The organism is Methylovorus mays (assembly GCF_020531915.1).
GTDB classification, from domain to species: domain Bacteria; phylum Pseudomonadota; class Gammaproteobacteria; order Burkholderiales; family Methylophilaceae; genus Methylovorus; species Methylovorus mays.
In genome coordinates this window covers 33443-55860 of sequence record NZ_JAJAVG010000004.1, presented here as the reverse complement: position 1 = coordinate 55860, position 22418 = coordinate 33443, and the positions used below count along the sequence as shown (strand labels likewise).

Below are 22418 nucleotides of genomic sequence, written 5' to 3'. Positions count from 1 at the left end.
CGAAAAAAGTCCCCCAACGCCATGCGCAATCCACCCGCCCTGGAGCAGCTTGTTGAGTCCCTGCGCTGCCTTCCAGGTGTAGGCCCCAAGTCCGCATTGCGCATGGCCTATCATCTTTTGCAGCGTGACCGTAGCGGCGCCAACGGCCTCGCCCAGGCACTGCACAATGCATTGCAAGTCGTCACCCATTGCAGCTTGTGCAACACGTTCAGCGAAGATATCGTCTGCCCTCTATGTGCCGCGGACAACCGCGACCCCACTTTGCTCTGCGTGGTTGAAATGCCCACGGATCTGATGATGCTGGAGCAGACGCGCGTGTTTCAGGGCCGCTACTTTGTGCTAATGGGCAAGCTGTCCCCACTGGATGGCATAGGCCCCAAAGAAATTCATCTGGAAAAACTGCTGAAACGTGCGCAGGATGGCGTGGTAGAAGAAGTGGTGCTCGCCACCAATTACACCGTCGAAGGCGAAGCGACAGCGCACTACATCAGCGAACTGCTACGCTCACGCGGCCTCAAGGTGAGCCGCATCGCCCGAGGCTTGCCCATGGGCGGCGAAATTGAGCATGTGGATAGCGGCACATTGGCACAGGCCCTGATGGAGCGCCGCAGCGTTCGCTAATCGAATCTGCCCATCAAGGCGGCAAGCTAGCCGCCGCCTCTCAATGCCGGCAACCGACGCCAACAGTCTATCCATACCTGCCACCACGCATGGCGGCATCATCAATACCTCAGTGGATTAATGCAATCAAATCCAGCGGTTTATCAATGGTCGCATCTGCGCCCCACTGCTCGGGTTGATCCTGTTCGTCGAGATAGCCATACATTGCCAGTACGGTTTTCATGCCCGCTGTGCGTCCGGCTGCAATATCCCGCTCGGCGTCACCGATATAAAGACACTGCTGCGGCTTGACTGTCATCTGCTCACAAGCCAGCAACAAGGTATCGGGATATGGCTTGGCTCGGGCGGCATCATCTCCGCTAACGACACAGGCGGCCCGGCTGCTCAAGCCCATGACCTGCATCATGGGCTCGGTAAACCGTCTGGGCTTGTTGGTGACCACACCCCATTGCAAGCCCTGATTTTCTATATGGGCCAGCACTTCCGCCATGCCAGAAAAAAGTACAGGGGACCGGGCAAAAACTTCATCATAAAGCGCCAGATATTCAGCACGCATGGCGTCGAATTCAGGATCTTCCATGGTGATGCCAAATCCTTTGTGCAAGAGGCCCCGACTGCCGTGCGAGGCAAACGGACGGATGTCATCCAGCGGCAAAGCTGGCAGGCCGTGCCGCTCGCGTTGCAGGTTAAGCGCATAAGCAAGGTCTGGTGCGGTATCAACCAGGGTACCGTCGAGATCAAACAGAATAACGTCAGCCACGCTTACTTCACCGTATGCATGATGTAATTGACTGAGACATCCGTTCCCAGCGAGTAATGCTTGCGCAGCGGGTTATAGCTCATACCGCGCATGCCGCTAACCGTTAAGCCAGCCTCCCTCGCCCACTCTGCCAGTTCGGATGGCTTGATGAACTTGGCGTACTCATGAGTGCCCTTGGGTAACATGTTCAGCACGTATTCGGCACCGATGACGGCGAACAGATACGATTTAGGATTGCGATTCAGCGTGGAAAAAAAGACATGTCCGCCTGGCTTTACCAGGGTAGCGCATGCACGAACCACAGCAGCGGGGTCAGGCACATGCTCCAGCATTTCCATGCAGGTGACAACGTCGAATGACCCAGGCTGCTCCTGGGCAAGCGCTTCGACTTCGATCAAGCGATAATTGACGCTTGCACCGCTTTCAAGACGATGTAATTCAGCGACTTTTAACGCCTTTTCGCCAAGATCAATACCGGTGACATCTGCACCACGAGCGCTCATGGACTCGGAGAGGATGCCACCTCCGCAACCAACATCCACCACGCGTTTACCCTGCAAACCGGCAAGCTCGTCTATCAATTGCAAGCGCAAGGGGTTGATATCATGCAAGGGCTTGAATTCGCTATTGGGATCCCACCATCGATGAGCCAGCGTGGCAAATTTCTGCAGTTCTGCAGGGTCTACATTCACGCCCGGAATGGACTGAGTTTTGGATACCATTGTGTCGTAATTTCCTTTAATTCGGCAGGTTCAACATGAGCATAGATACCTTCCTGATAGCAGAGTTCGCCAGCCACCCAGGTATGCGTCACGTGCTCGCGCCCGGCTACGTAAACCAGATGGGAAACGGGATCAAAACATGGATTGCAAATGGCATGATCCATATCAATCGCCACCAGATCTGCCAGTTTACCCGGCTCGATAGAGCCGATTTTATCGTCAAGCCCCAATGCGCGCGCGCCATTTATCGTGGCCATTTCCAGAGCGGTGGTGGCAGGAACAACAGCCGCATCCTCACTCGCCCCTTTCGCCAGTAATGCAGCCAGACGCATTTCTGCAAACATGTCCAAGCGGTTATTGCTGGCGGCACCGTCCGTCCCCAGGCCAACATTTATGCCAGTCTCAAGCATGGCAGGAACATTGGCGACCCCACTACCCAGTTTCAGATTGGATGCAGGGCAATGTGCAATATGGCAACCGAACTCCTTCAGCAGGGTGCGCTCCGCCTCATCCAGATGTACGGCATGCGCAGCCACCAGGCCGGGGCCCAGTATACCCAGATCTGCCATGCGCTGTATGGGCCTGATGCCGTATTGCGCAAGGCTCTGCTCAATCTCGGTACGCGTTTCATGCAGATGGGTATGAATTCCCAGCCCCAATTGCTCGGCATAGGTCATCACTTTCTCAAAGCTGCGGTCACTCATGGTGTAAGGCGCATGGGGAGCAAGGCTGCTGGTAATGCGTGAAGTACCACGCCAGCCATCCCGCGCTTCCAGGCCTTTCAGCAGATAATCATCTGCATCCGTAGCGTAAGCAGATGGAAAATCCATCACCACCAGTCCGAGATGTGCACGTATGCCAGCCTGAATAACCGCCTCTGCCGCAGCATCCGGATAAAAATACATATCATTGAAACAGGTAACGCCACCTGCCAGCATTTCTGCACTCGCCAGCAAGGTCCCGTCTCTGACAAAGCGAGGGGTAACAGCCGCGCGCTCTGCAGGCCAAATGTGATGTTGCAACCAATCCATCAGGGGCAAATCATCCGCCATGCCACGCATCAGGGCCATGGCGGCGTGTGTATGCAGATTGATCAAACCAGGCATCAGCGCATGGTGGTCCAGCCGGACCACACGTGTCGCTTTCAAGGTCGCCCTGGCTTCTGCAATTGGCAAGATGGCATGGATACTACCGTCATCATTAATCAGGACCGTGGTGTGCTCGAGCACCACGCCTTGTGGAATGACTGGAATAACCCACCTTGCCTCTATTGCCAGCGCTATTTCAGTTGTATTCATTGTTCAGCCCATAAAAAAGCCCCGCAAAGCGGGGCTTTTCACTACGAAGATAACCTTAGTTACCTGCGCGTTGTACTTCGATTTCTACCACAACACGGCGGTTAGGTTGCAAGCAAGCAATTGCCTTCTTACCACGTACGCCTTGGCAATCAACCACTGGCTCAGCTTCGCCCTTGCCTACTGCATGCAGACGGCTAGCTTCAATGCCTTGGCTTACCAGGTATTTCTTAACTGCATTGGCACGACGCTCAGACAGCTTCTGGTTGTATGCTTCATCGCCGATACGGTCGGTGTGACCAGTAATCAGGACCAGCTCAACTTCAGGATGAGCCTTCATCTTTTCAACCACGTCAGCAGTCAGAACCTTCTTGCCTTCTTCTTTCAGGTTGTCCTTGTCGAAGCCAAACAGCACTTCAGATTGCAGGGTAACCTTTTCGAAAGCAGCTGGAGCTGGACCGACTGGCTCTGGCTCAGCAGCAACAGGTGCCGGAGCTGGAGCTGGCTCAGGAGCAGCTACTGGTGTTGGCTCAACGGCAGCTACCTTCTCAGGTGCACCGAATTTCCAGATCAGACCCAGGTTCAGGTAGTTGTTGCCAATAGTTTCCTTGTCGCCTTGAACTTCAGCACGACTCCATACATGACGCAGGTCAGCCTGGAAGCCCAGACGTTCCGTAAACAGGTATTGGAAACCCAGACCAGCATTTGCCATCCAGGAGGTGTTGCTGTCATCGTAACCAGCAGCACTTGGCTTGTAATCAACGTTGTTACGCGCAGCGCCCAGACCAGCAAGCAGGAATGGACGGAATTTTTCGCGGCTGAACAGGTACAGTGCATCAACACCCAGCAGGGTTTGCTTGTACTTGCCACCACTGAATTGGCTGGAGTCTTCATCAGCACGGTTATGGCTCAGGCCAACTTGCACATCCCAGTGCTCGCTCAGCTCTTTACCGAACTTCAGGAAACCACCCACGCTGGTGTCTTCAGCCTTGAGGTCGTTGTCAGCGTTCATCACGTTGATACCTGGCAGAGCGTACCAAGAACCTTGATAAGCTTCTTCTGCGCTCGCATGCAATGCAGCAAGACCCAAAACGCCAGCAACTGCAATGCTGATCAGATTTTTCTTCATATGGTTTAACTCCCGGTGACTGTAGATTTAATACTTACTATACTTTAAAGCCAACTGTGCTTGCAAATGCTTAACTGCATAAACTACACAGCCAGCGCGCCTTTCAAGGCCGTGTTGCATTTAAACAACATCTCTCGAACGGCAGCAACGCTCGTCGCAGATATTGTCGTCTTGCGGTTGCCGTTCTGACATAACGCACTTCTGAATCCAAGGTAATCAGGTTCCAATGCTGCCAAAGACTCAATATGAATCTCCTTTAAAGAACCTGCCAACCCGCAAATGAGATCATGCTCTCTGGCCTCTTGCACAAACGCTCGCAATTGAAGCAAGTCTTGATGATCCAGAAGGCTGGAACCGTTCTTGATGGCAGTATCCTGCATCACACCATAAAACCCTGCCTGAGCGAATACCTTCAGTGGCAGGGATTTTTGCAGGCTATCCGCAATTAACACGGCTACCACTTTGGTTCCCGATCTGGCAATTGGCTTGATTGCTTCAACACACGCCAACTGCTCACCTTCGAACATGCCAACCTTGACAATATCCACGCCAGTAGCGGCGACCGCCTGTATGGCAGCAACCACCTGTTTTGGTTCCATAGCCAGATCGCCAATTGTGGCACTGATGGGCTTGCAACCATCCACATAGCGGACAATTTGTTCAATCACTTCAATGGGCAACGCCCCCAAGGCCCCCATCGCAGGATTCTTGAGGTCAATAATGTCGGCGTGTGGCAAAACCAACGTGGCCTCTTGCAAACTGCTGACACTAGCCAAAAACCCGCTCATTCCAGCCCTCTCTGTTCAGCCATGGCCAGATGTTGGGCAACTCGTTCAACCAACCACTGCCAGGCTTCATGCTCCCGCGGTCCAGCTGTTTTTTCGATAGCAATTTTCAAATACTTCATTTCGGTTTCGATTTTCTCAACGGGCAATATATGCAGGCGACTTACCAGCACCGCAAGCTCAACAACCGCTGCCTGGGCTCGATTAAATCCTCGAAACGCCCCATGCACCTCTTCATGCACGACGCGAAAATACAGCAATGGGCGCTCAGCATCCTCCACCACCTCTTCCAGCACCAGTTCCTTATGCGCCAATGCGGCCTCAAGCACATAACCTTCCACGTGACTGGCCTTCTGCAACGGCCAGTCACGACGCCCACTGAGGGCACCGGCAAATATGCGCACATCATCGGTCAGGTTCAATACCGCTGAGCGGCGAGCCAGGAGATTATCCAGACTGGAAGATGGACGAAATGGGGCGATCAGGATCAGGCCATCCCGCTCCCTTACTCCAAACGGTGCAATATGCGGGCGGCCTTGCGCATCGGTACTGATGACGATGGTTTCATAGATCATCTCTCCCGGTTTCACTTGTTGATAGTCTTGGATATTCATGATGCTCAGGATTTGTCCTTGCTACGCTTTTCCTTCAGAGAGGCATCGCGGTGCGCCACTCTGGCTTCCGGGGCTTTTCGAACCGTATTGACGCCCCACTCCAGCTCTTCGTCCTGACTGTAACGTTTTTTGAGCTGCCAGGCGATTTGCGCCCGGGCAAGCTCAACGCCAAGATAAAACGCATGGGAAGCGTCGTCATCGACCTTGAGATCGGGATATAACGCAAAAGGATCGGTGGCGGTGAACAAGCCATCGCGGTTGTATATGTGCATGCCCGCTTCGCTCACCTGAATGCGAAAGCTCGGATCCTTGATTTGCGCGGCCAACTCGGCGATTTCATCAGCCGTGTAACCAAACGGACGGCGATCATGCAAGCCAAGCAAGCCATTGCTGTAATCACGGGGCAAGCGCCTGTCCTCGCGAGCAGCGTACATGACACGGCGTGCGATATCGGCTTCAGCCACGGCGTTTGTGGCGTGGGGACTGACCGAGGTGGCCAGTACGGCATTGATATTCAGCTCGGTAATAATGCCAAACAGGATGGCATTGATGCCTGTGGTATCCGCATCCGTGAGTTCCGTCAGATTTCCCACTCCCATCATGATGTCGATGGTGGGGTATTTTTTGCGCAAGCGCTGATAGCGCACGATGGAATCCGTGAGGCCGAACGGAATGGGATCGAGAATGGCATCGGCAATGAATGGTCGGCCTTTTTTGAGCATGCCCTCTACCGCCCGATAAAGCGACGGCAAACTGCCAGACTTCGCGGGGATCAGCACTGGGGTAGAGCCCACTTCATCGGCAATCCACAAGCTGTGTTCGGTCAGGCTTAATAGATAATCGGCACCGGCCTTGCCTGCCAACAGCAAATCATCATGATTTAATGAGTCAACACTGACAGCAAAACCCTGGGACTTCAGTGCCTGTATAGCATCCGCCAGATGCGGGAAAGGCGTATTGGGCAAGCAGCCAAGATCAATGACATCAGCGCCCTGATCACGAAAATAAGCAGCACGCGCCACAATGCCCTCAACCGTCAGCTGAGGCGCTTCCACAATCTCGGCGAAAATACGCACGGCATGTTGTGAGAGATCAGGCGCTTTTCCGCCGTGGCCAAAAAACTGGGGCAAATCTTTCAGGTCTTCGGGTCCACGTTCCACAGGAATCCCGTACTTTTCTTCCAGAATGCGCAAATCACCGCGACACAAGCCTGGGATCAACATCCGGTCAGCATCACCCGTATCAGGCAGGCGACGAACGATCAGCTCAGGCGTCATCAATGCCGCGACAGAAACGCCGATCTGGGCGATACGGTATTTGAAATCGGTTGGTTGCATGGCTTCCAGCACCTTGTGCAGGCTTTTTTCAGCCAGCTTGCCGGTCAGGAAGAGAAGTCTCTCAGCCATGCCAACCGCGTCTGGATTGCTGCTTGTAACTGGGCAATATCGCCAGCCACTGTGGTGTCGTCAAAGGTCTTCAGCTTTTCCATGTTTTCAAGGTCTATGCGACGCGGATAGACTTTGACCATATGCTCGCGAGGCGCCTCGGACTCAAGCTCCGGCTCCGTATCGCAGGCAAACACAATGCTGGGGACACGGCATTTGCCGGCCTGAGCAAAAATATTGGTCACCAGATTATCCGAGATGCCATATACCATCTTGGCAACGGTATTGGAGGTAGCAGGTGCTACCACCACAGTGTGGTAAGCCCCATGATAAAACAGCTCTACGGGAACAGAACTCGCGGTTTTGTCCTGATAGACGCGCCCGACGTGATGCTCGTAACCGTATTGCTTCAATATCTCCGCTGCCGCCTTGCTCAGGAACAAATCGACCTGATCCAGCGTATTCAGGATATCAATGCACTCGCGCAGATAATGCCCGGAGCCCGTAATGGCCCACGCCAGGCGCTGCTCGTGAATGGGTTTCAAGCCTAGCCTCCGAAAGGATGGCGCAAGACGATGGTCTGATCGCGCTCGGGGCCGGTGGATACGATAGCCACAGGCACTTCGCACAAGGTTTCCAGACGCTTGAGATAGTTGCGCGCATTGAGCGGCAACCCTTCCCAGGTGTTGATACCGAATGTGTTTTCAGTCCAGCCGGGCATGCGCTCATAGATAGGCTCGCAACGCGCAAGGTCATCCGCACCCACAGGTAGAAGATCAATCACCTTGCCATCCAGCTTGTAGCCGGTGCAAATCTCCAGCTCCGGAATGCCATCCAGCACATCCAGCTTGGTAATGCACAAACCCGTCAAGCCATTGATGCGTGCGGAGCGGCGCAGTGCAGCCGCGTCAAACCAGCCGCAACGACGCTTGCGCTTGGTGACGGTGCCGATTTCACGACCTTTGTCAGACATCTGAAAACCAGGAGTATCCAGCGTTTCAATATCCAGCTCGCTGGGGAATGGGCCACCACCAACACGCGTACAGTAGGCCTTGGTAATACCGAGCACATAGTCAAGCACTTGCGGACCGACACCGGTACCGGCGGCGGCCTGGCCAGCCACGCAATTGGAAGAGGTAACGTAAGGGTAAGTACCGTGATCAATATCCAGCAGTGTGCCTTGGGCACCCTCAAACAGCAATTTGTCACCCGCTTTATTGGCGGCATACAAGGCGGCGGATACGTCACCCACCATCGGGCTCAGTTGATCGACGCGGCTTAATGCCTGATCCAGTTCAGACTGGTAATCCACGGCAGAAACGCCAAGGTATTTGCTCAGCACAAAATTATGATATTCCATCACTTCGCGCAGCTTTTCAGCAAAACGCTCTGGGTAGAACAAGTCGTAAACGCGCAGCGCACGACGTGCCACCTTGTCCTCGTAGGTAGGGCCAATACCCTTGCCGGTGGTCCCGATCTTGATGTTTCGGGCAGCCTCGCGCGCTTTATCCATCGCCACGTGATAGCCCATGATGAGCGGACAGCCTGGACTAACCATCAGACGGTTGCGGACTTCCACCCCCACGGATTCAAGGCCTTTGATTTCCTCGAGCAAGTGGGCAACATCCAGCACCACACCGTTACCGATGTAACATTTGATACCTTCCCGCACGATGCCAGAGGGCACCAGATTCAGCTTGTATTCACGTTGCGCGGCGCCCTGCCCGATCACCAGGGTATGCCCGGCATTGTGACCGCCCTGAAAGCGCACCACACCCTGGGCATGATCGGTCAACCAATCCACAATCTTGCCCTTGCCTTCGTCGCCCCACTGAGTACCAATAACGACTACATTCTTGTTCATCATGCGTTCTGCCAAAATAATTTAAATTTTAAGATTCATTCCATGCCATCCATAGCCAACTGGCCCAGGAGATCAAGACGGCATGGCCTGCACTTCCCAGTGATCGCCTTGCTTTACCAGCTGGCGGTCACATTGCAATTCATTTCGATGAGACTCGTGTCCAGGCAACTCCTGGATGACGATCTGCCCTTCTGCACGCAATGCATCGACTTTCGCGGCGAGCGCAGGATCGTGATCGTACGGCGCAAAAATGGCCTGTGCGATTTCAGCGGGCGGCAATGCCGTGACCAGACCACGCAAGTCCAGGCTGAAACCAGTGGCAGGACGAGCGCGGCCAAACGCAGACCCCACTTCATCGTAACGACCACCCAGCGCCAATGGGCCAGCATAGCCTTGGGCATAGGCCGCGAAGACCATGCCACTGTGATAGTGGTAGCCGCGTAATTCGGCAAGATCAAAACAGACATTAACGTCCAGATCCTGCAATTGCTGAGCCACCTGGCGCAAATCTGCCAGCGCCGCTGCAATAGCGGATGTCGCTGGCAAAACCTGAGCAGCACGCTCCAGAACGTCTGCGCCACCGTTCAGCTCTGTCAGCACACACAGGGCAGCAGAAGATGTAGCGTCGAGGCCCGCGGTCAGAGTGCGCACCTCTGCCTGATCCTTGCTCTGCAAGGCAGCATACAAGGCCTGCTCAAGCTCGGAAGTTACGCCAGCCTGTCGCACCAGATGGCGAAAAATACCGACATGACTGAAGTCCAGATGCAATTGTGTCACGCCAGCCAGCTTCAAGGCTTTCACCATCAGGCGTTGCACTTCAATATCGCTTTCCACCCCGGCGTGACCGAACAATTCGGCGCCCAACTGCAATGGCTCACGGGTTTGCGCCAGTCCGCTTGGCGTCGTGCGCAGCACACTGCCGGCATAACACAACCTCGACACACCCTGATTATTCAGCATGTGTGCATCAATACGCGCTGCTTGCGGCGTGGTATCGGCACGCACACCCATCAGGCGCCCGGTCAGCTGATCCACGACCTTGAAGGTCGCAAGATCCAGATCATGCCCCACCCCGGTAATCAGCGACTCCAGATATTCCAGCAAAGGAGGAATCACGAACTGGTAACCGTGCACGGCAAACAGATCCAGCAATTGTCGACGCAAATGCTCCATGCGTGCCGCCTCTGCGGGCAGCACATCTTCTATGTATTCTGGTAAAAGCCAGTTACGCATAATGGTTCTTTAGTATTGAGGCGTGTTAACGGACATTACATGCTGTGACTGGAGTGGTGGGACGACCATACCCGCAACAGGAAGGCCTATATTGTAAACCACTCGCGGCAGCTTGCGAAACTGAAGCTCGCCGCTTGAGGTTCGAATGAAGGGAAAATCAGGCCACGGCCTGTACAAGCCGTGGCTTTAATTCTTGAAAAACAACAAAAGCAACAGGCCAACACTCATCGAAACAAGGCCCACAAAGCGTAACTGGCCGTCTTTTAAATCCACCATGCGCTTGAATGTTTCGCGCCAGGCCTGTGGAGCTAGCAGGGGCAGCACCCCTTCCAGCACCAGCATGAGACCCAACGCAGTCAACAAGGTGGAGCCCAAGGCTTATTTCCGGACAGACGGACTGCGCAGATATTTGAAGAAGTCCGAATCTGGCTCCAGCACCATCACGTCATTCTTACTCTTGAAGCTATTGCGGTATGCATCCAGGCTGCGATAAAACGCATAGAACTCCGGGTTCTTTCCATAGGCCTGCGAGTAGATTTCGGAAGCTTTGGCATCGCCTTCACCCTTGATGCGCTGTGCCTCACGGAAAGCTTCCGCAATGATGACCTCACGCTGGCGGTCAGCATCTGCGCGAATTTTCTCGGCCGCCCCGGCACCTTGTGAGCGCAATTCGTTAGCTACGCGCTTACGCTCTGCTTCCATACGCTGATAAACAGATTCGCTGACTTCCTGAGGCAAGTCAACACGGCGCAGACGCACATCCAGCACCTGAATGCCGTATTCCTTGGCATCCCGATCAGCGCGCTGACGCAGGATTTCCATGATCTGCCCACGCTCACCGGAAACAACATCGTGTATCGTGCGCTTACCAAATTCGGCGCGCAAACCATCGTTCACTGTTTGCGAGAGACGACGCTCGGCCTGCAGCTCATCCCCTTTCACCGATACGTAGTATTTGGCAGGGTCCACAATGCGCCATTTGACGAAAGAGTCTACGAGCACGTTCTTCTTTTCGCTGGTCAGAAAGCGGTCCGGCTCCACCCAGTTAAGGGTCAGGATACGCTTGTCAAAGTACCGCACATTTTCAACAAAGGGCATCTTGAAATAGAGGCCAGGTTCTTTTTTGACCGACACGATTTCACCCAGGCGGAATACCAGCGCGTACTCACGCTGATCCACCGTAAACGCGGAGAGGCTGATCAACAGCAAGGCTGCGATAAGACCGATTAACACTGTGCTTAAGTTTTTCATGTTGTTCGACGCCCCTTATCGGCTTTCACGATCACGACTACGGAAGCTGTCGCGTGAACGCAGATTATTCAGGTCAATTTCAGGCAAGGTGCTGGCCGGTGTTGTCGTTGGCGCATTCAAGGATGGCGCCGCCGTGGCCGTGCCACCTGTGTTGGCAAGAAGCTTGTCCAATGGCAGGTACAACAGGCTGTTACCGCCCTTTTGATCAACAACCACCTTGCTCACATTGGAGAGAATTTGCTCCTGGGCATCCAGGTAAAGACGCTGGCGTGTCACTTCAGGGGCGCGCTGATACTGGGTTAACACCTGCTCAAACCGGCTGGCATTACCTTGGGCTTCGTTCTCAACGCGCAACTTGTAACCAGCCGCTTCTTCCAGGAGACGTGATGCGGTACCACGTGCCTTTGGAATGATGTCGTTGGCATACGCCTGACCTTCATTTTTCTGACGTTCCAGATCCTGGCCAGCTTTCACCGCATCATCAAACGCAGCCTGCACCTGCTCGGGAGGTTGCGCATTCTGCATGGTGACATTCACGACATTGATGCCGGTGTTGTAGCGATCCAGGATTTCCTGCATCAGCTTCTTGGCTTCAACCGCCACTTCCTCACGACCTTCGTACAAGGCAAAGTCCATCTTGCTCTTGCCGACGATTTCACGAATCGCTGTCTCGGCAATGCCGCGTACGGACTCTTCGGCAGAGCGGTTGTTGAACAGCGCCTCTTCCACATTCTTCAGGTTGTACTGGACAGCAAACTGGAGATCAATGATGTTTTCATCGTCAGTAAGCATCAGGGACTCTCTGAGCTCCTTGCTTCGCGCCGAGCCACCCTCTGCCGAGCGATAACCTACCTCAATGGTACGCACCTGCTCCATATTGATGACGTCGACACTTTCAACCGGGTAAGGCATGTGCCAACGCGGACCAGGCAAGGTGGTTTCCACATGCTTGCCAAAACGCAAGACCACGCCGCGCGAGCCTTGGTCGACGATATAAAAGCCGGTGGCAAACCAGATCACGACAATCAAGCCCACGATAGGTAGCACAGGTATACCGCTGCCTTCGGTTTGTGGCGATTGCCCACCCTTGGGGGATCTGCCAAACAGGCCGTTCAGCTTGCGGCTGAACTGGCGCAACACCTCGTCCAAATCGGGCGGGCCGTCATTATTGCGGTTGCCCCAACCGGGATCGTTAGCCATGAGTTACTCCGAAAATCAAAAAATCGTTTATGTGGGGACTACATCCGGCGAGCTGGCTTCCAGCTGATGCGCAAACAGCATTTGCTGATGTTCGCGTAAACACTGGCGTACCAGCTCCAGCCCTTCACCGGTCTTGGCAGAAATACGAATGCGGCAAATTCTACCATACTCATCCCGCTCCAATCCCGGCTCCAGCCCTGCCCGATCAATCTGGTTCAGCACCAGCACCTGGTGCACATGCTCGGCACCTATTTCTTCCAGCACCTTGTTCACTTGCGCAATCTGATCATCCCGCACCGGACTTGCCGCATCCACGACATGCAAGAGCAAGTCAGCCTGCACGGCCTCCTCCAGCGTGGCGCCAAATGCCTCGACCAGGGCATGAGGCAAATGCTTGATAAACCCCACTGTATCGGAGAGTACCACTGGACCGCCATCGGGAATATATAGCTTGCGTGAAGTCGTATCCAGCGTGGCAAACAATTGATCCGCTGCATACACACCAGATTGCGTGAGCCGATTGAACAAAGTGGATTTCCCAGCATTGGTATACCCAACCAGGGAAACTGACATGACCAGCGAGCGCTTGCGGGAACGGCGTTGCATACCGCGCTGCTGTTTCAGCTTGGCAAGCTTTTCGCGTAACTGCTTCACGCGTATGCGTAACATGCGCCTGTCCAGCTCAAGCTGGGTTTCGCCCGGACCGCCGCGCACACCGATACCGCCTTTCTGGCGCTCCAAGTGGGTCCAGCCACGCACCAGCCTAGTAGACAAATGCTCCAGCTGCGCAAGCTCCACTTGCAGCTTACCTTCGTGGCTTTGGGCGCGCTGAGCAAAAATATCCAGAATCAAGCCTGTACGATCCACCACACGGCTTTCGAGCAAACGTTCGAGATTGCGTTGCTGGGAAGGACTCAGATCGTGGTTGAAAACGGCCACTTGGGCCTCATTGGATTTGAGGGATTCAGCCAGCTCGTCTGCCTTACCAGAACCCACAAAAAACTTGGCATCCGGTTTGGGGCGCTTGCCTTCGATGGTGGCTCGGATGTCCATGCCAGCACTGAGGGCAAGCTGCCTTAGTTCCTGCAAACTTTCTTCGTATCCTGAATCGCCAAAATCAACACTGACGAGAACTGCGGCATCTCCGCCGCTGGGGCGATCAAACATTGCTAAAGGTCACTGCGCTTCCTGTTACTCGGCGGGAGTAGCGTGGGCTGATGGAATGCTGACTGCGCGGGCGGGAACAATGGTCGAGATGGCGTGTTTGTAGACCATCTGGGTCACTGTGTTTTTGAGCAGGATGACATACTGATCAAACGAGTCGACCTGGCCTTGCAGCTTGATGCCGTTAACCAGATAAATCGAGACAGGCACATGTTCCTTGCGCAAGGTATTCAAGAATGGATCTTGTAGCATTTGCCCTTTAGCGTTCATTTTTTTGCTCCTTTTCCTTTTAATTTTGTAGTCGGCGGGAGTTTAATTATTCAAGCAAACTCTACGTGAAAAAAATTAGCTAATCTAGTGAAACCTGGGTTTGAAATCCAGGCTCCAGTATGTCTAGTTGGGGATGTTTTTCACACCTACAAGTAGGCTGTAGAAATTTCGCTAAACTTTATCTACTTTGCCGACCATGGCCTTACGACTGCGAGGCAGTCAAATTGTTCTCAGAAATTTAAAATTTGCCGCTTGCCATGAGACTTTCCCGGATACGGGATAGTGTTTCATCCTTACCCAGCAGCGCCATGACAGCATCGATACTTGGCGACTGTGCCCCACCGGTTACCATCACCCGCAAAGGCATGGCAATCTTGGGAAACTTGAGGCCGTTGTCCGATACCGTCGCCTGAATCACGTCATGAATACTTTCCGTGGTCCACGCAATATTTTCAAGCTTTGCTGCCATGCCGGCGAGCACAGGCAACACATCAACTGTCAAATGCTTTTCAGCCGCTGCCGCATCCGTCTCAGGCTTGCGGTAAAAATAGGCAATGCTGCTTGCGAGATCATTCAGCGTATTGCTGCGCTCACGGTACAAGGCGATAACCCCTGCCAGGTCAGGTCCGTTTGCCGTATCAACGCCCAGCGCTGTCAGGCGCTGTTGAATATCGGCCGCGAGCAAGCTGATATCCGCCTGCTTGATGTAATGCGCATTCAGCCAGTTAAGCTTTTCCGTATTGAACTGGGCGGCAGATGGCGTGATGTGGTCAAGGTCAAACCATGCACAAAACTGTGCCATGCTGAATACTTCATCATCGCCGTGCGACCAGCCCAGACGTGCCAGATAGTTCAATACAGCCTCGGGCAAATACCCATCTTCATGGTACTGCATGACACTGACCGCCCCATGGCGTTTGGACAATTTTTGTCCATCGTCGCCCAGAATCATCGACAAGTGGGCGTATTGGGGAATCTGCGCACCCAGTGCCTGCAGCATATTGATCTGCCGGGGCGTATTGTTGACATGGTCATCGCCACGAATCACCTGGGTAATGCCCATCTCCCAGTCGTCCACCACCACACAGAAGTTATAGGTGGGTGTACCGTCGGCGCGGGCAATGATCAAATCATCCAGCTCTTCATTGGAAATGCGGATCTCGCCCTTGACCAGATCATTCCAGACCACAGCGCCTGTTTGCGGATTTTTGAAACGCACGACAGGCGGCACGCCTGCAGGAGGCTCAGGCAAAACCTTGCCCGCTTCAGGGCGCCAGCGGCCATCGTAGCGCGGCTTGATGCCCTGCTGCATCTGCTGCTCACGCAATGCATCCAGCTCTTCCTTGCTGCAATAGCAGTAATACGCGTCACCACTGTCCAGCAACTGCTGAATCACTTCCTTGTAACGGTCCATGCGCTGCATCTGGTAAAACGGACCTTCGTCCCAACTCAGGCCCAACCAAGTCATGCCATCAAGAATGGCTTGAACCGCTTCTGGCGTTGAACGAGCCACATCGGTGTCTTCAATCCGGAGAATAAAACTGCCGCCATGCTTGCGCGCATATGCCCACGAAAACAAGGCGGTACGGGCACCGCCGATATGCAGAAAACCGGTAGGACTGGGAGCGAAACGGGTACGTACTGTCATGGAAAACGATCAATCAAATAAAAAGAGTGATTTTATCATGCCTGCCCTTTTCAATTCCCCTTATATGCACTTGGCTGAGGGTAATATCCCCTCTTGATAAGCAAGATAATGCAAGGACTTAAACCATCCACAAGTAGAATCTTCGTCCTTCTCGCATCCCCGCTGCAAATAAATCCGGGCTTGGTATTAATTAGCAGCAATTGTGGCTACAATAAAACCCGAATGGCATGTAAATCCATATTGGGCGGCTATAACTCAGGGTAGGCACAGTGAATGAAGTCCATCATTAGAAGACTGATCACAAAGAAAGAAGCCACATCAATCGCAGGACATCGTCAGTTTCTAAGTGAACTGCATGCCTTGGATGACATTGCCGCACTGGAAGCAAGCACCCGTTTTCTTTCGGGATACGGAGAAACGGATCGCGCGGCACAGCTGGCGTTGCTGCATATTGACGAAGCCAATCACCCCCGTCTGGAGAAACTGCTTGAGCAATACGCAAGGTTTGACAAGCTCCGCCCCGAGCTTGAAAACCGAATCGCCGAAGGCAGCTATTACTATCAACGCCAGATTTTTCTGAGCTATGTTCAGCAGATCGAACTCCAGCGACTTGAATTACCAGCCAGCAACACACCTCCACCCGAATCATCTCCCTACCAGATAAGCCTGATGTGTGGCCGCGCATTGCATGCCGGGCTATGCATGATCAAATTGCGTTACTTTCAGCAACAAGCCGTGCCCGCAGCGGCCTGGCATCAAATGTTTCAGGTCTACAGGCTGGCTGAGCGTCTGGGATTAACCTCGACTCCATTGTCGATTTATGCAGATTGCCCGGAAAAATCGCTGGCCACCATGTTTGCCCAGATATGCATGCTCGACTCCGTCAATCAATCCAGCATGAACCGGGTACAAATTGAACTCACCTGGCAATTGCTGACAAAGCTTTTGCGCAACGTGCAGGTGGTGGACCATTACGAAGAGCAGCACCACTTTTACTTTATCGATCTGCGCAAAGACCGAGGCGCTCGCCGCATGCGTACGCTGGAACCCTCTCCTGAGTATCGTTATTGGTCGACAGATGATCTGTCGATGAGGATCGAATTACTCAGCAATACACAAAACCTCCCGCAAGCCATGGTCAAGCTTGGGCTTGCGGAGTTTTCCAATAATGCACATTTGAGTTCCTTGCTCCAGCAGCTGCAATTTGACTGGTCCAAAAGCAACTACCGACGCCAACGTCGCAAGGAAGATCGTCAGTCAACACTTCTGGGTACAAAGGTAATACTGGGGCTTGATGCCATCTGCACACATTTGCGAATAAAAGCCGACAAGCTAGCACTGCAAAACGCACATCTGACCGAAAATGCGAAACCGCTGGATGAACGCCTGGCAAAGCATAATGTAAGACGTAGCACCACATTTGCGGCACCTGAGCCTACTGTCAAAAACCTGCGCTGGACGGTAACCGACATGAGTAGCAAAGGTTACGGGGCAACACTGGAAAAAGACATAGAGACGACCCTTTCACCCGGCATGATCGTGATTCTGCTCATGGAAGATCAGAAGGATGCTGCAATCGTTGGCATTATTAAAAACGTCAGCGCACAGGCGTCAGGCAAAAAACATATCGGCGTTGAAATTCTTTCCAGGAAAGCGCGCTGGGTTTCACTCAGTTCCATGCAGGAAAGCACACCGACAGTCACTGGCGGTCATGTTTCCGAGAACATGCCCGAGTTTTCCAGCCTATACCTGCCGCCCGAAGAAGGCTTGGCCGACGAGCCAACGCTGCTGGTGCCACGTAGCCGTTTCCTGCCTGATATCAACTACCGCATCCGCAGCCTCAATGAAAAATCCTTCCAGCGGCTGGTTACCGTACTGGAAGGACGTCACGACTGGTTGCGTATAGGCTGCACCAGCCTGATTTAAGCGCTGATTAAAAAATCAGTCTACTTCTCGGCGGCCTTCCAGCCGCCACCCAGCGCCTTGAACAAATCCACACTGGCGGTCAGTCTCGCCTGACGGCTCTGCACATAGGCCAAGGCTGCATCGTTATAAACCCGTTGCGAATCCAGCACATCGAGATAGCCAGAGTACCCTGCCTTGTAGCGGTTTTCTGCGATATCCAATGCCTTCTTAGACGACTCCTTGCTCGCTTCCAGCGCGGCTTCGCGTTCAGACTGCTGACGCAGGTTGACCAACGCATCGTTTACTTCCTTGAACGCCGTTTGAATGGCACTCTCGTAAGATGCCAGGGTTTGCTTTTGCTGAGCCGTAGCCTGATCGACACGCGAATTCAACCGACCTGCATCAAAGATAGGCAAATTCAGACTGAGACCACCGGTCCAGATGCGGGCGGCAGATTTCAGGATATCGCCCAGCTCGGCACTTTCACCACCATAATTCGCCGTTAACGAAATAGTGGGAAACAGGGCTGCCTTGGCTACGCCAATGTTGGCATTTGCCGCGATCATGTTCTGCTCGGCCTGACGGACATCTGGCCGTGATTCCAAGAGGCTGGAGGGCAGTCCAACCGGTGGAACAGGCGGTGTAGGCAATTGATTGAAATCTGCTGCAGGAATATTCAAAGCCAGATCGCCAGTCAGCACGGCCAGTTGATGCTCCACGATGGCACGTTGTCTTACCAGATCAGCCAGCTGCGCACTCAGGTTGGAGGTCGATACTTGCGCCTGATGCACATCAAGGGCGGAGGACACCCCCCCCTCCAGACGCCGTTTCGTCAATGCCAGACTTTCTTCGCGACTGTGCAAACTGTCTTGTGACAAGGCAATCTGCGACTCCAGGCTGCGCAACAATAAATAATTGCTGGCAACCAGGCCCTGCAAGGACAGATCTACCGTATCGCGAGCGTAGTGGGTTGCCATCGCTTGCGCACGTGCAGATTCCTTAGCACGACGCAGCTTGCCCCAGAAATCCAGTTCAAATGATGTGCCAAGACGAATATTGTAGTTTTCGCGAATGGGATCGACACCTGAAGGCAACGGGGTCGCACCCAGCTGGGTGATGCGCGACCGGGCGGCGCTAGAGTTCAGGTCAATCTGCGGGAAAAGCGCCGCACCCACTTCACGCAGATAAGCATCCGCCTCTTCCACCCGGGCCACTGCCAGCTTGATATCGGTATTGTTGGCCAAGGCTTTCGCCACCAAGTCATTCAATACCGGATCGTTATACAGCTGCCACCAGGTGCGGGAGATTTCAGCTTGATTGGTCGCATCGGCCTGCTCGGCAAACTTGGCCGGCACGGGCATCTCGGGCCGCTGATAGTCAGGGCCCATCATGGCGCACCCAGGCAGCAGTATGGCGGCCAATACAGCGATATAAGTCAGTTTCAAGCGAGGCATCATGCAATTTCCTTCTGTTCTTGTGCAGAAACATTTCTCTTCTGCGTTCCAGTCAACCAAGTGAAAAACAAGGGGATAAATACGGTAGCAACAAAAGTGGCCAGCAGCATGCCGCCAAATACGCCCGTCCCCATGGAACGCCGCGCAGCGGCACCGGCACCGCTAGCAAACACCAGAGGTACGATCCCCAGTACAAAGGCCATGGATGTCATCACGATAGGACGGAACCGCAAGCGGGCGGCTTCAACAGCAGCCTGCGCCACAGGCAAGCCCTCCTCCAGTTTCTGGCTGGCGAATTCCACGATCAGAATGGCGTTTTTCGCAGCCAGACCCACCAGCGTCACCAGGCCGATCTGGAAGTAAATATCATTTGGCATGCCGCGTACCAGCACGGCGAGCAAGGCACCAGCCAGGGCAAATGGCACGGCCATGATTACCGCCAGAGGCAAGGCCCAGGTTTCAAACTGCGCGGCCAGAATCAGGAACACCATGATGATGGCGAAACTGAAAGCATAGATAGCGGCAGAGCCAGTCCGTTTTTCCTGATATGCCTGGCCGGTCCATGTCATTTGATAACCATCGGGCAAGTTTTCCTTGGAAATTTTTTCGACGAGTTTGATGGCATCCCCCGAGCTTACGCCAGGCGCACCACCTGCCAGCACCTTGGCTGCCAGAAGGCCGTTATAGCGCTCCAGCTGCTCTGCACCGACAATTTCCCGGGTCGTACTTAATGCCGAAAGTGGAATCATCTTGCCGTCATTGGAGCGTACATACACCCGACCAAGATCTTCGGGCTTCATGCGGTAAGCCGCTTCAGCCTGCAACTGGACACGATAGGTACGTCCACTACGGTTAAAGTCATTCACATAAAGCGAGCCCATGGTGCTTTGCAACGTCGCATAAACATCCGCAATCGGCACACCCTGGCTGATCGCCTTGGCTTCATCCACCTCAACAAACAGCTGTGGCACGGTTGGACGGAAGAAGGTATTGATACCTGCAAGGCGCGGTTCTTTTTTCAGCTCATCAATCAGGTTATTGACGACGGCAGACAAATGCAAGGGATCTGAATCGCCCCGACTCTGAATGTAAAGTTCCATACTGCCAGAGTTGCCCAAGCCGCGAATAGCCGGTGGGTTGAATGCAATCGCCAAGCCATCAGGCTGCATCATGCCTATGCCGATCAATTTTCCTACGATTTCATCAGCGGTCGTGGTACGGGCATCCCAATCCTTGAGGCGGACAAACATGGTGCCTGAGCTGGTCTTGTTACCGCCACCGATCAGGTCAAAACCATTAATCGCAAACTCGCTGCGTACGGCAGGATCCTTGGCAATCGCAGCACGCACCGCTTCCGTGGTGTTGCTGGTGCGCGTCAGGGTCGCGCCGTCCGGCAAGATAGTCGCCGCAATCACATAGCCCTGATCCTCCGGTGGCACAAAGCTGCCAGGCACTTTATACAGCAAGAAAGCAGCGCCAGCCACGATACCCGCAAACACAATGGCACCGATGATGGTATGGCGCAGAGTAAGACTTACTGTACCCGTATAGAAGTGGGTCAGCTTTTCAAAACCGCGATTAAACGGGCGGAAGAAACGTGACTCTTCATGCACAGACTTCAATATCAGTGAGCACAAGGCTGGGGTCAGCGTCAACGCCACAATCCCAGAGATCACCACCGCGACCGCAACCGTCACAGCAAACTGACGGTAAAGCTCACCCGCAATCCCACCCATGAATGCGACCGGAACGAATACCGCACACAGCACCAGCACGATTGCGACAACCGCGCCGGAAACCTGTTGCATGGATTTGATGGCAGCATTGACCGGCGAGAGTTTTTCCTCGCTCATCAAACGCTCAATATTCTCCAGCACCACAATCGCATCATCCACCACAATACCAATCGAGAGCACCATGGCAAACAGTGTCAAGGTATTGATAGAGAACCCGAATATCCACAGGCCGGCAAAGGTACCTACCAACGAAATCGGTACGGCAATGATCGGTATGAGTGTCGCGCGCCAGTTTTGCAGGAACAGGAATACCACCAGCACCACCAGCACCATGGCTTCACCCAGCGTCTTGACCACCTCTTCAATAGACGCCTTCACAAAGTCACTGGTGTCATAAGGAATGGCGTAATCCATACCCTCCGGGAATCGCTGCTTGAGCTCTTCCATTTTCGCCTTGATGGCATTTGCAGTATCCAGCGCATTGGCGCCGGTCTGCAGAAATACCGGAATACCCACCCCCGGCTGACCATCCAGCGACGTCCGTACGTTGTACATCTGGGCGCCCAATTCAATGGTCGCCACATCTTTCAGGCGCAATGTGCCGCGCGGGCCATTGGATCGCACAATAATGTCAGCAAACTGCTCCGGCTCGACGAGACGACCTTTGGCAGTCACGGTATACACAAGCTGTTGCTGGCCAACGACCGGCTCCTGACCGATCTTGCCAGCGGCGTACTGGGCATTTTGGGCCTGTATCGCGGTTGAAATATCGGTCGTAGTCACGCCGAGCTGAGCCATGCGGTCAGGCTTGAGCCAGATGCGCATGGAGTAATCCTGGGAACCGAAAATGGTAACGTCACCCACCCCCTTGATGCGCTTCAGCTCATCCACCACATTGAGGGTGGCATAGTTGCTGAGGAACAATGGATCGTATTTTTTGCTGGGGGAAATCAGCATCAACGCCATCAAAATATCATTGGAGCGCTTCTGCACCACAACGCCGGTTCTACGGACGTCTTCTGGCAAACGCGGCAAGGCGATATTCACACGGTTACTGACGTTGAAAGTCGCCTGATCCACTTCCGTACCGGTTTCAAACGTCGCAGTAATGGTCAGCGTGCCACTGGAGTCCGCGCTGGACTGAAAGTACAGCAGGCCCTCCACGCCGCTCAATTGTTCTTCGATAGGCGCAGCAACGGTCTTGGATAAGGTCTCGGCACTGGCACCTGGATACGTCGCCGTCACGATAACGGTAGGTGGCGCAATTTGCGGATACTGGGCAATCGGCAGCTTCATCGCTGCCGCAAAACCAGCCAGTACAATAATGATGGAGAGCACCGACGCAAAGATCGGGCGCGTGATGAAAAATCTGGTCATGACGT

The 22418-nt window shown here is 53.9% G+C and carries 20 protein-coding genes; 2 read left to right on the top strand and 18 right to left on the bottom strand.

The features are described from left to right. Positions 1-21: 21 nt before the first annotated feature. Entirely contained in the window at positions 22-621 is a 600-nt protein-coding gene (gene recR, locus LG203_RS02515; protein WP_013442452.1) for a recombination mediator RecR, read from the top strand. Positions 622-730: 109 nt separating this feature from the next. On the opposite strand, the gene LG203_RS02510 is transcribed toward recR, so the two are convergent. From LG203_RS02510 to gltX, 16 genes are all read right to left on the bottom strand, one after another. Further along, positions 731-1381: an HAD family hydrolase gene (locus LG203_RS02510; RefSeq protein WP_230344352.1), complete on the bottom strand. Its 651-nt coding sequence runs from the start codon at positions 1379-1381 to the stop codon at positions 731-733. A gap of 2 nt (positions 1382-1383) precedes the next feature. Then, on the bottom strand, positions 1384-2103 hold the full coding sequence (gene ubiG, locus LG203_RS02505; protein ID WP_159355478.1) for a bifunctional 2-polyprenyl-6-hydroxyphenol methylase/3-demethylubiquinol 3-O-methyltransferase UbiG: 720 nt from the start codon (positions 2101-2103) through the stop codon (positions 1384-1386). Then, positions 2070-3401 carry a TRZ/ATZ family hydrolase gene (locus LG203_RS02500; protein ID WP_230344351.1) on the bottom strand — a complete coding sequence of 444 codons (1332 nt, stop codon included), beginning with the start codon at positions 3399-3401 and terminating at the stop codon, positions 2070-2072. The genes ubiG and LG203_RS02500 overlap by 34 nt, the downstream gene beginning before the upstream one ends. A gap of 55 nt (positions 3402-3456) precedes the next feature. After that, positions 3457-4527, bottom strand: a complete 1071-nt coding sequence (locus LG203_RS02495) for an OmpA family protein (protein ID WP_230344350.1) — start codon at positions 4525-4527, stop codon at positions 3457-3459. An 83-nt stretch (positions 4528-4610) separates the two neighbouring features. Continuing rightward, entirely contained in the window at positions 4611-5315 is a 705-nt protein-coding gene (locus LG203_RS02490) for a (5-formylfuran-3-yl)methyl phosphate synthase (RefSeq protein ID WP_230344349.1), read from the bottom strand. Beyond that, positions 5312-5887 (bottom strand): DUF447 domain-containing protein, encoded by a 576-nt coding sequence (locus tag LG203_RS02485; protein WP_230345018.1) that lies wholly within the window; start codon positions 5885-5887, stop codon positions 5312-5314. The genes LG203_RS02490 and LG203_RS02485 overlap by 4 nt, the downstream gene beginning before the upstream one ends. 44 nt (positions 5888-5931) lie before the next feature. Further along, positions 5932-7332 (bottom strand): DUF6513 domain-containing protein, encoded by a 1401-nt coding sequence (locus LG203_RS02480; RefSeq protein ID WP_230344348.1) that lies wholly within the window; start codon positions 7330-7332, stop codon positions 5932-5934. Then, on the bottom strand, positions 7308-7856 hold the full coding sequence (locus LG203_RS02475) for a flavoprotein (RefSeq protein ID WP_230344347.1): 549 nt from the start codon (positions 7854-7856) through the stop codon (positions 7308-7310). The genes LG203_RS02480 and LG203_RS02475 overlap by 25 nt, the downstream gene beginning before the upstream one ends. Before the next feature lie 2 nt (positions 7857-7858). Then, positions 7859-9175, bottom strand: coding sequence for an adenylosuccinate synthase (locus tag LG203_RS02470; RefSeq protein ID WP_230345017.1), 1317 nt, complete (start codon positions 9173-9175; stop codon positions 7859-7861). Positions 9176-9247: 72 nt separating this feature from the next. Further along, positions 9248-10408 (bottom strand): ATP phosphoribosyltransferase regulatory subunit, encoded by a 1161-nt coding sequence (locus LG203_RS02465; RefSeq protein ID WP_230344346.1) that lies wholly within the window; start codon positions 10406-10408, stop codon positions 9248-9250. A gap of 186 nt (positions 10409-10594) precedes the next feature. Beyond that, a complete protein-coding gene (locus LG203_RS02460) occupies positions 10595-10783 on the bottom strand; it encodes a DUF2065 domain-containing protein (protein WP_230344345.1) in 189 nt (62 codons plus the stop codon). 3 nt (positions 10784-10786) lie between these two features. Then, positions 10787-11659, bottom strand: a complete 873-nt coding sequence (hflC, locus tag LG203_RS02455) for a protease modulator HflC (protein ID WP_230344344.1) — start codon at positions 11657-11659, stop codon at positions 10787-10789. 15 nt (positions 11660-11674) lie between these two features. After that, positions 11675-12859, bottom strand: a complete 1185-nt coding sequence (gene hflK, locus LG203_RS02450) for an FtsH protease activity modulator HflK (RefSeq protein WP_230344343.1) — start codon at positions 12857-12859, stop codon at positions 11675-11677. A gap of 27 nt (positions 12860-12886) precedes the next feature. Continuing rightward, positions 12887-14026, bottom strand: coding sequence for a GTPase HflX (hflX, locus tag LG203_RS02445; RefSeq protein ID WP_230344342.1), 1140 nt, complete (start codon positions 14024-14026; stop codon positions 12887-12889). A 24-nt stretch (positions 14027-14050) separates the two neighbouring features. Next, a complete protein-coding gene (gene hfq / locus LG203_RS02440) occupies positions 14051-14293 on the bottom strand; it encodes an RNA chaperone Hfq (RefSeq protein ID WP_013442468.1) in 243 nt (80 codons plus the stop codon). A 238-nt stretch (positions 14294-14531) separates the two neighbouring features. Beyond that, positions 14532-15941, bottom strand: a complete 1410-nt coding sequence (gltX, locus tag LG203_RS02435) for a glutamate--tRNA ligase (RefSeq protein WP_230344341.1) — start codon at positions 15939-15941, stop codon at positions 14532-14534. A gap of 273 nt (positions 15942-16214) precedes the next feature. On the opposite strand from gltX, the gene LG203_RS02430 reads away from it, so the two are divergent. Beyond that, positions 16215-17867: a hypothetical protein gene (locus tag LG203_RS02430; protein WP_230344340.1), complete on the top strand. Its 1653-nt coding sequence runs from the start codon at positions 16215-16217 to the stop codon at positions 17865-17867. A gap of 20 nt (positions 17868-17887) precedes the next feature. Here the strand turns inward: LG203_RS02430 and LG203_RS02425 are convergent, their stop codons facing one another. After that, complete coding sequence (locus LG203_RS02425) at positions 17888-19303, bottom strand: efflux transporter outer membrane subunit (protein ID WP_230344339.1); 1416 nt, start codon at positions 19301-19303, stop codon at positions 17888-17890. Next, complete coding sequence (locus tag LG203_RS02420; RefSeq protein WP_230344338.1) at positions 19300-22413, bottom strand: efflux RND transporter permease subunit; 3114 nt, start codon at positions 22411-22413, stop codon at positions 19300-19302. The genes LG203_RS02425 and LG203_RS02420 overlap by 4 nt, the downstream gene beginning before the upstream one ends. Between the last annotated feature and the right edge of the window lie 5 nt (positions 22414-22418).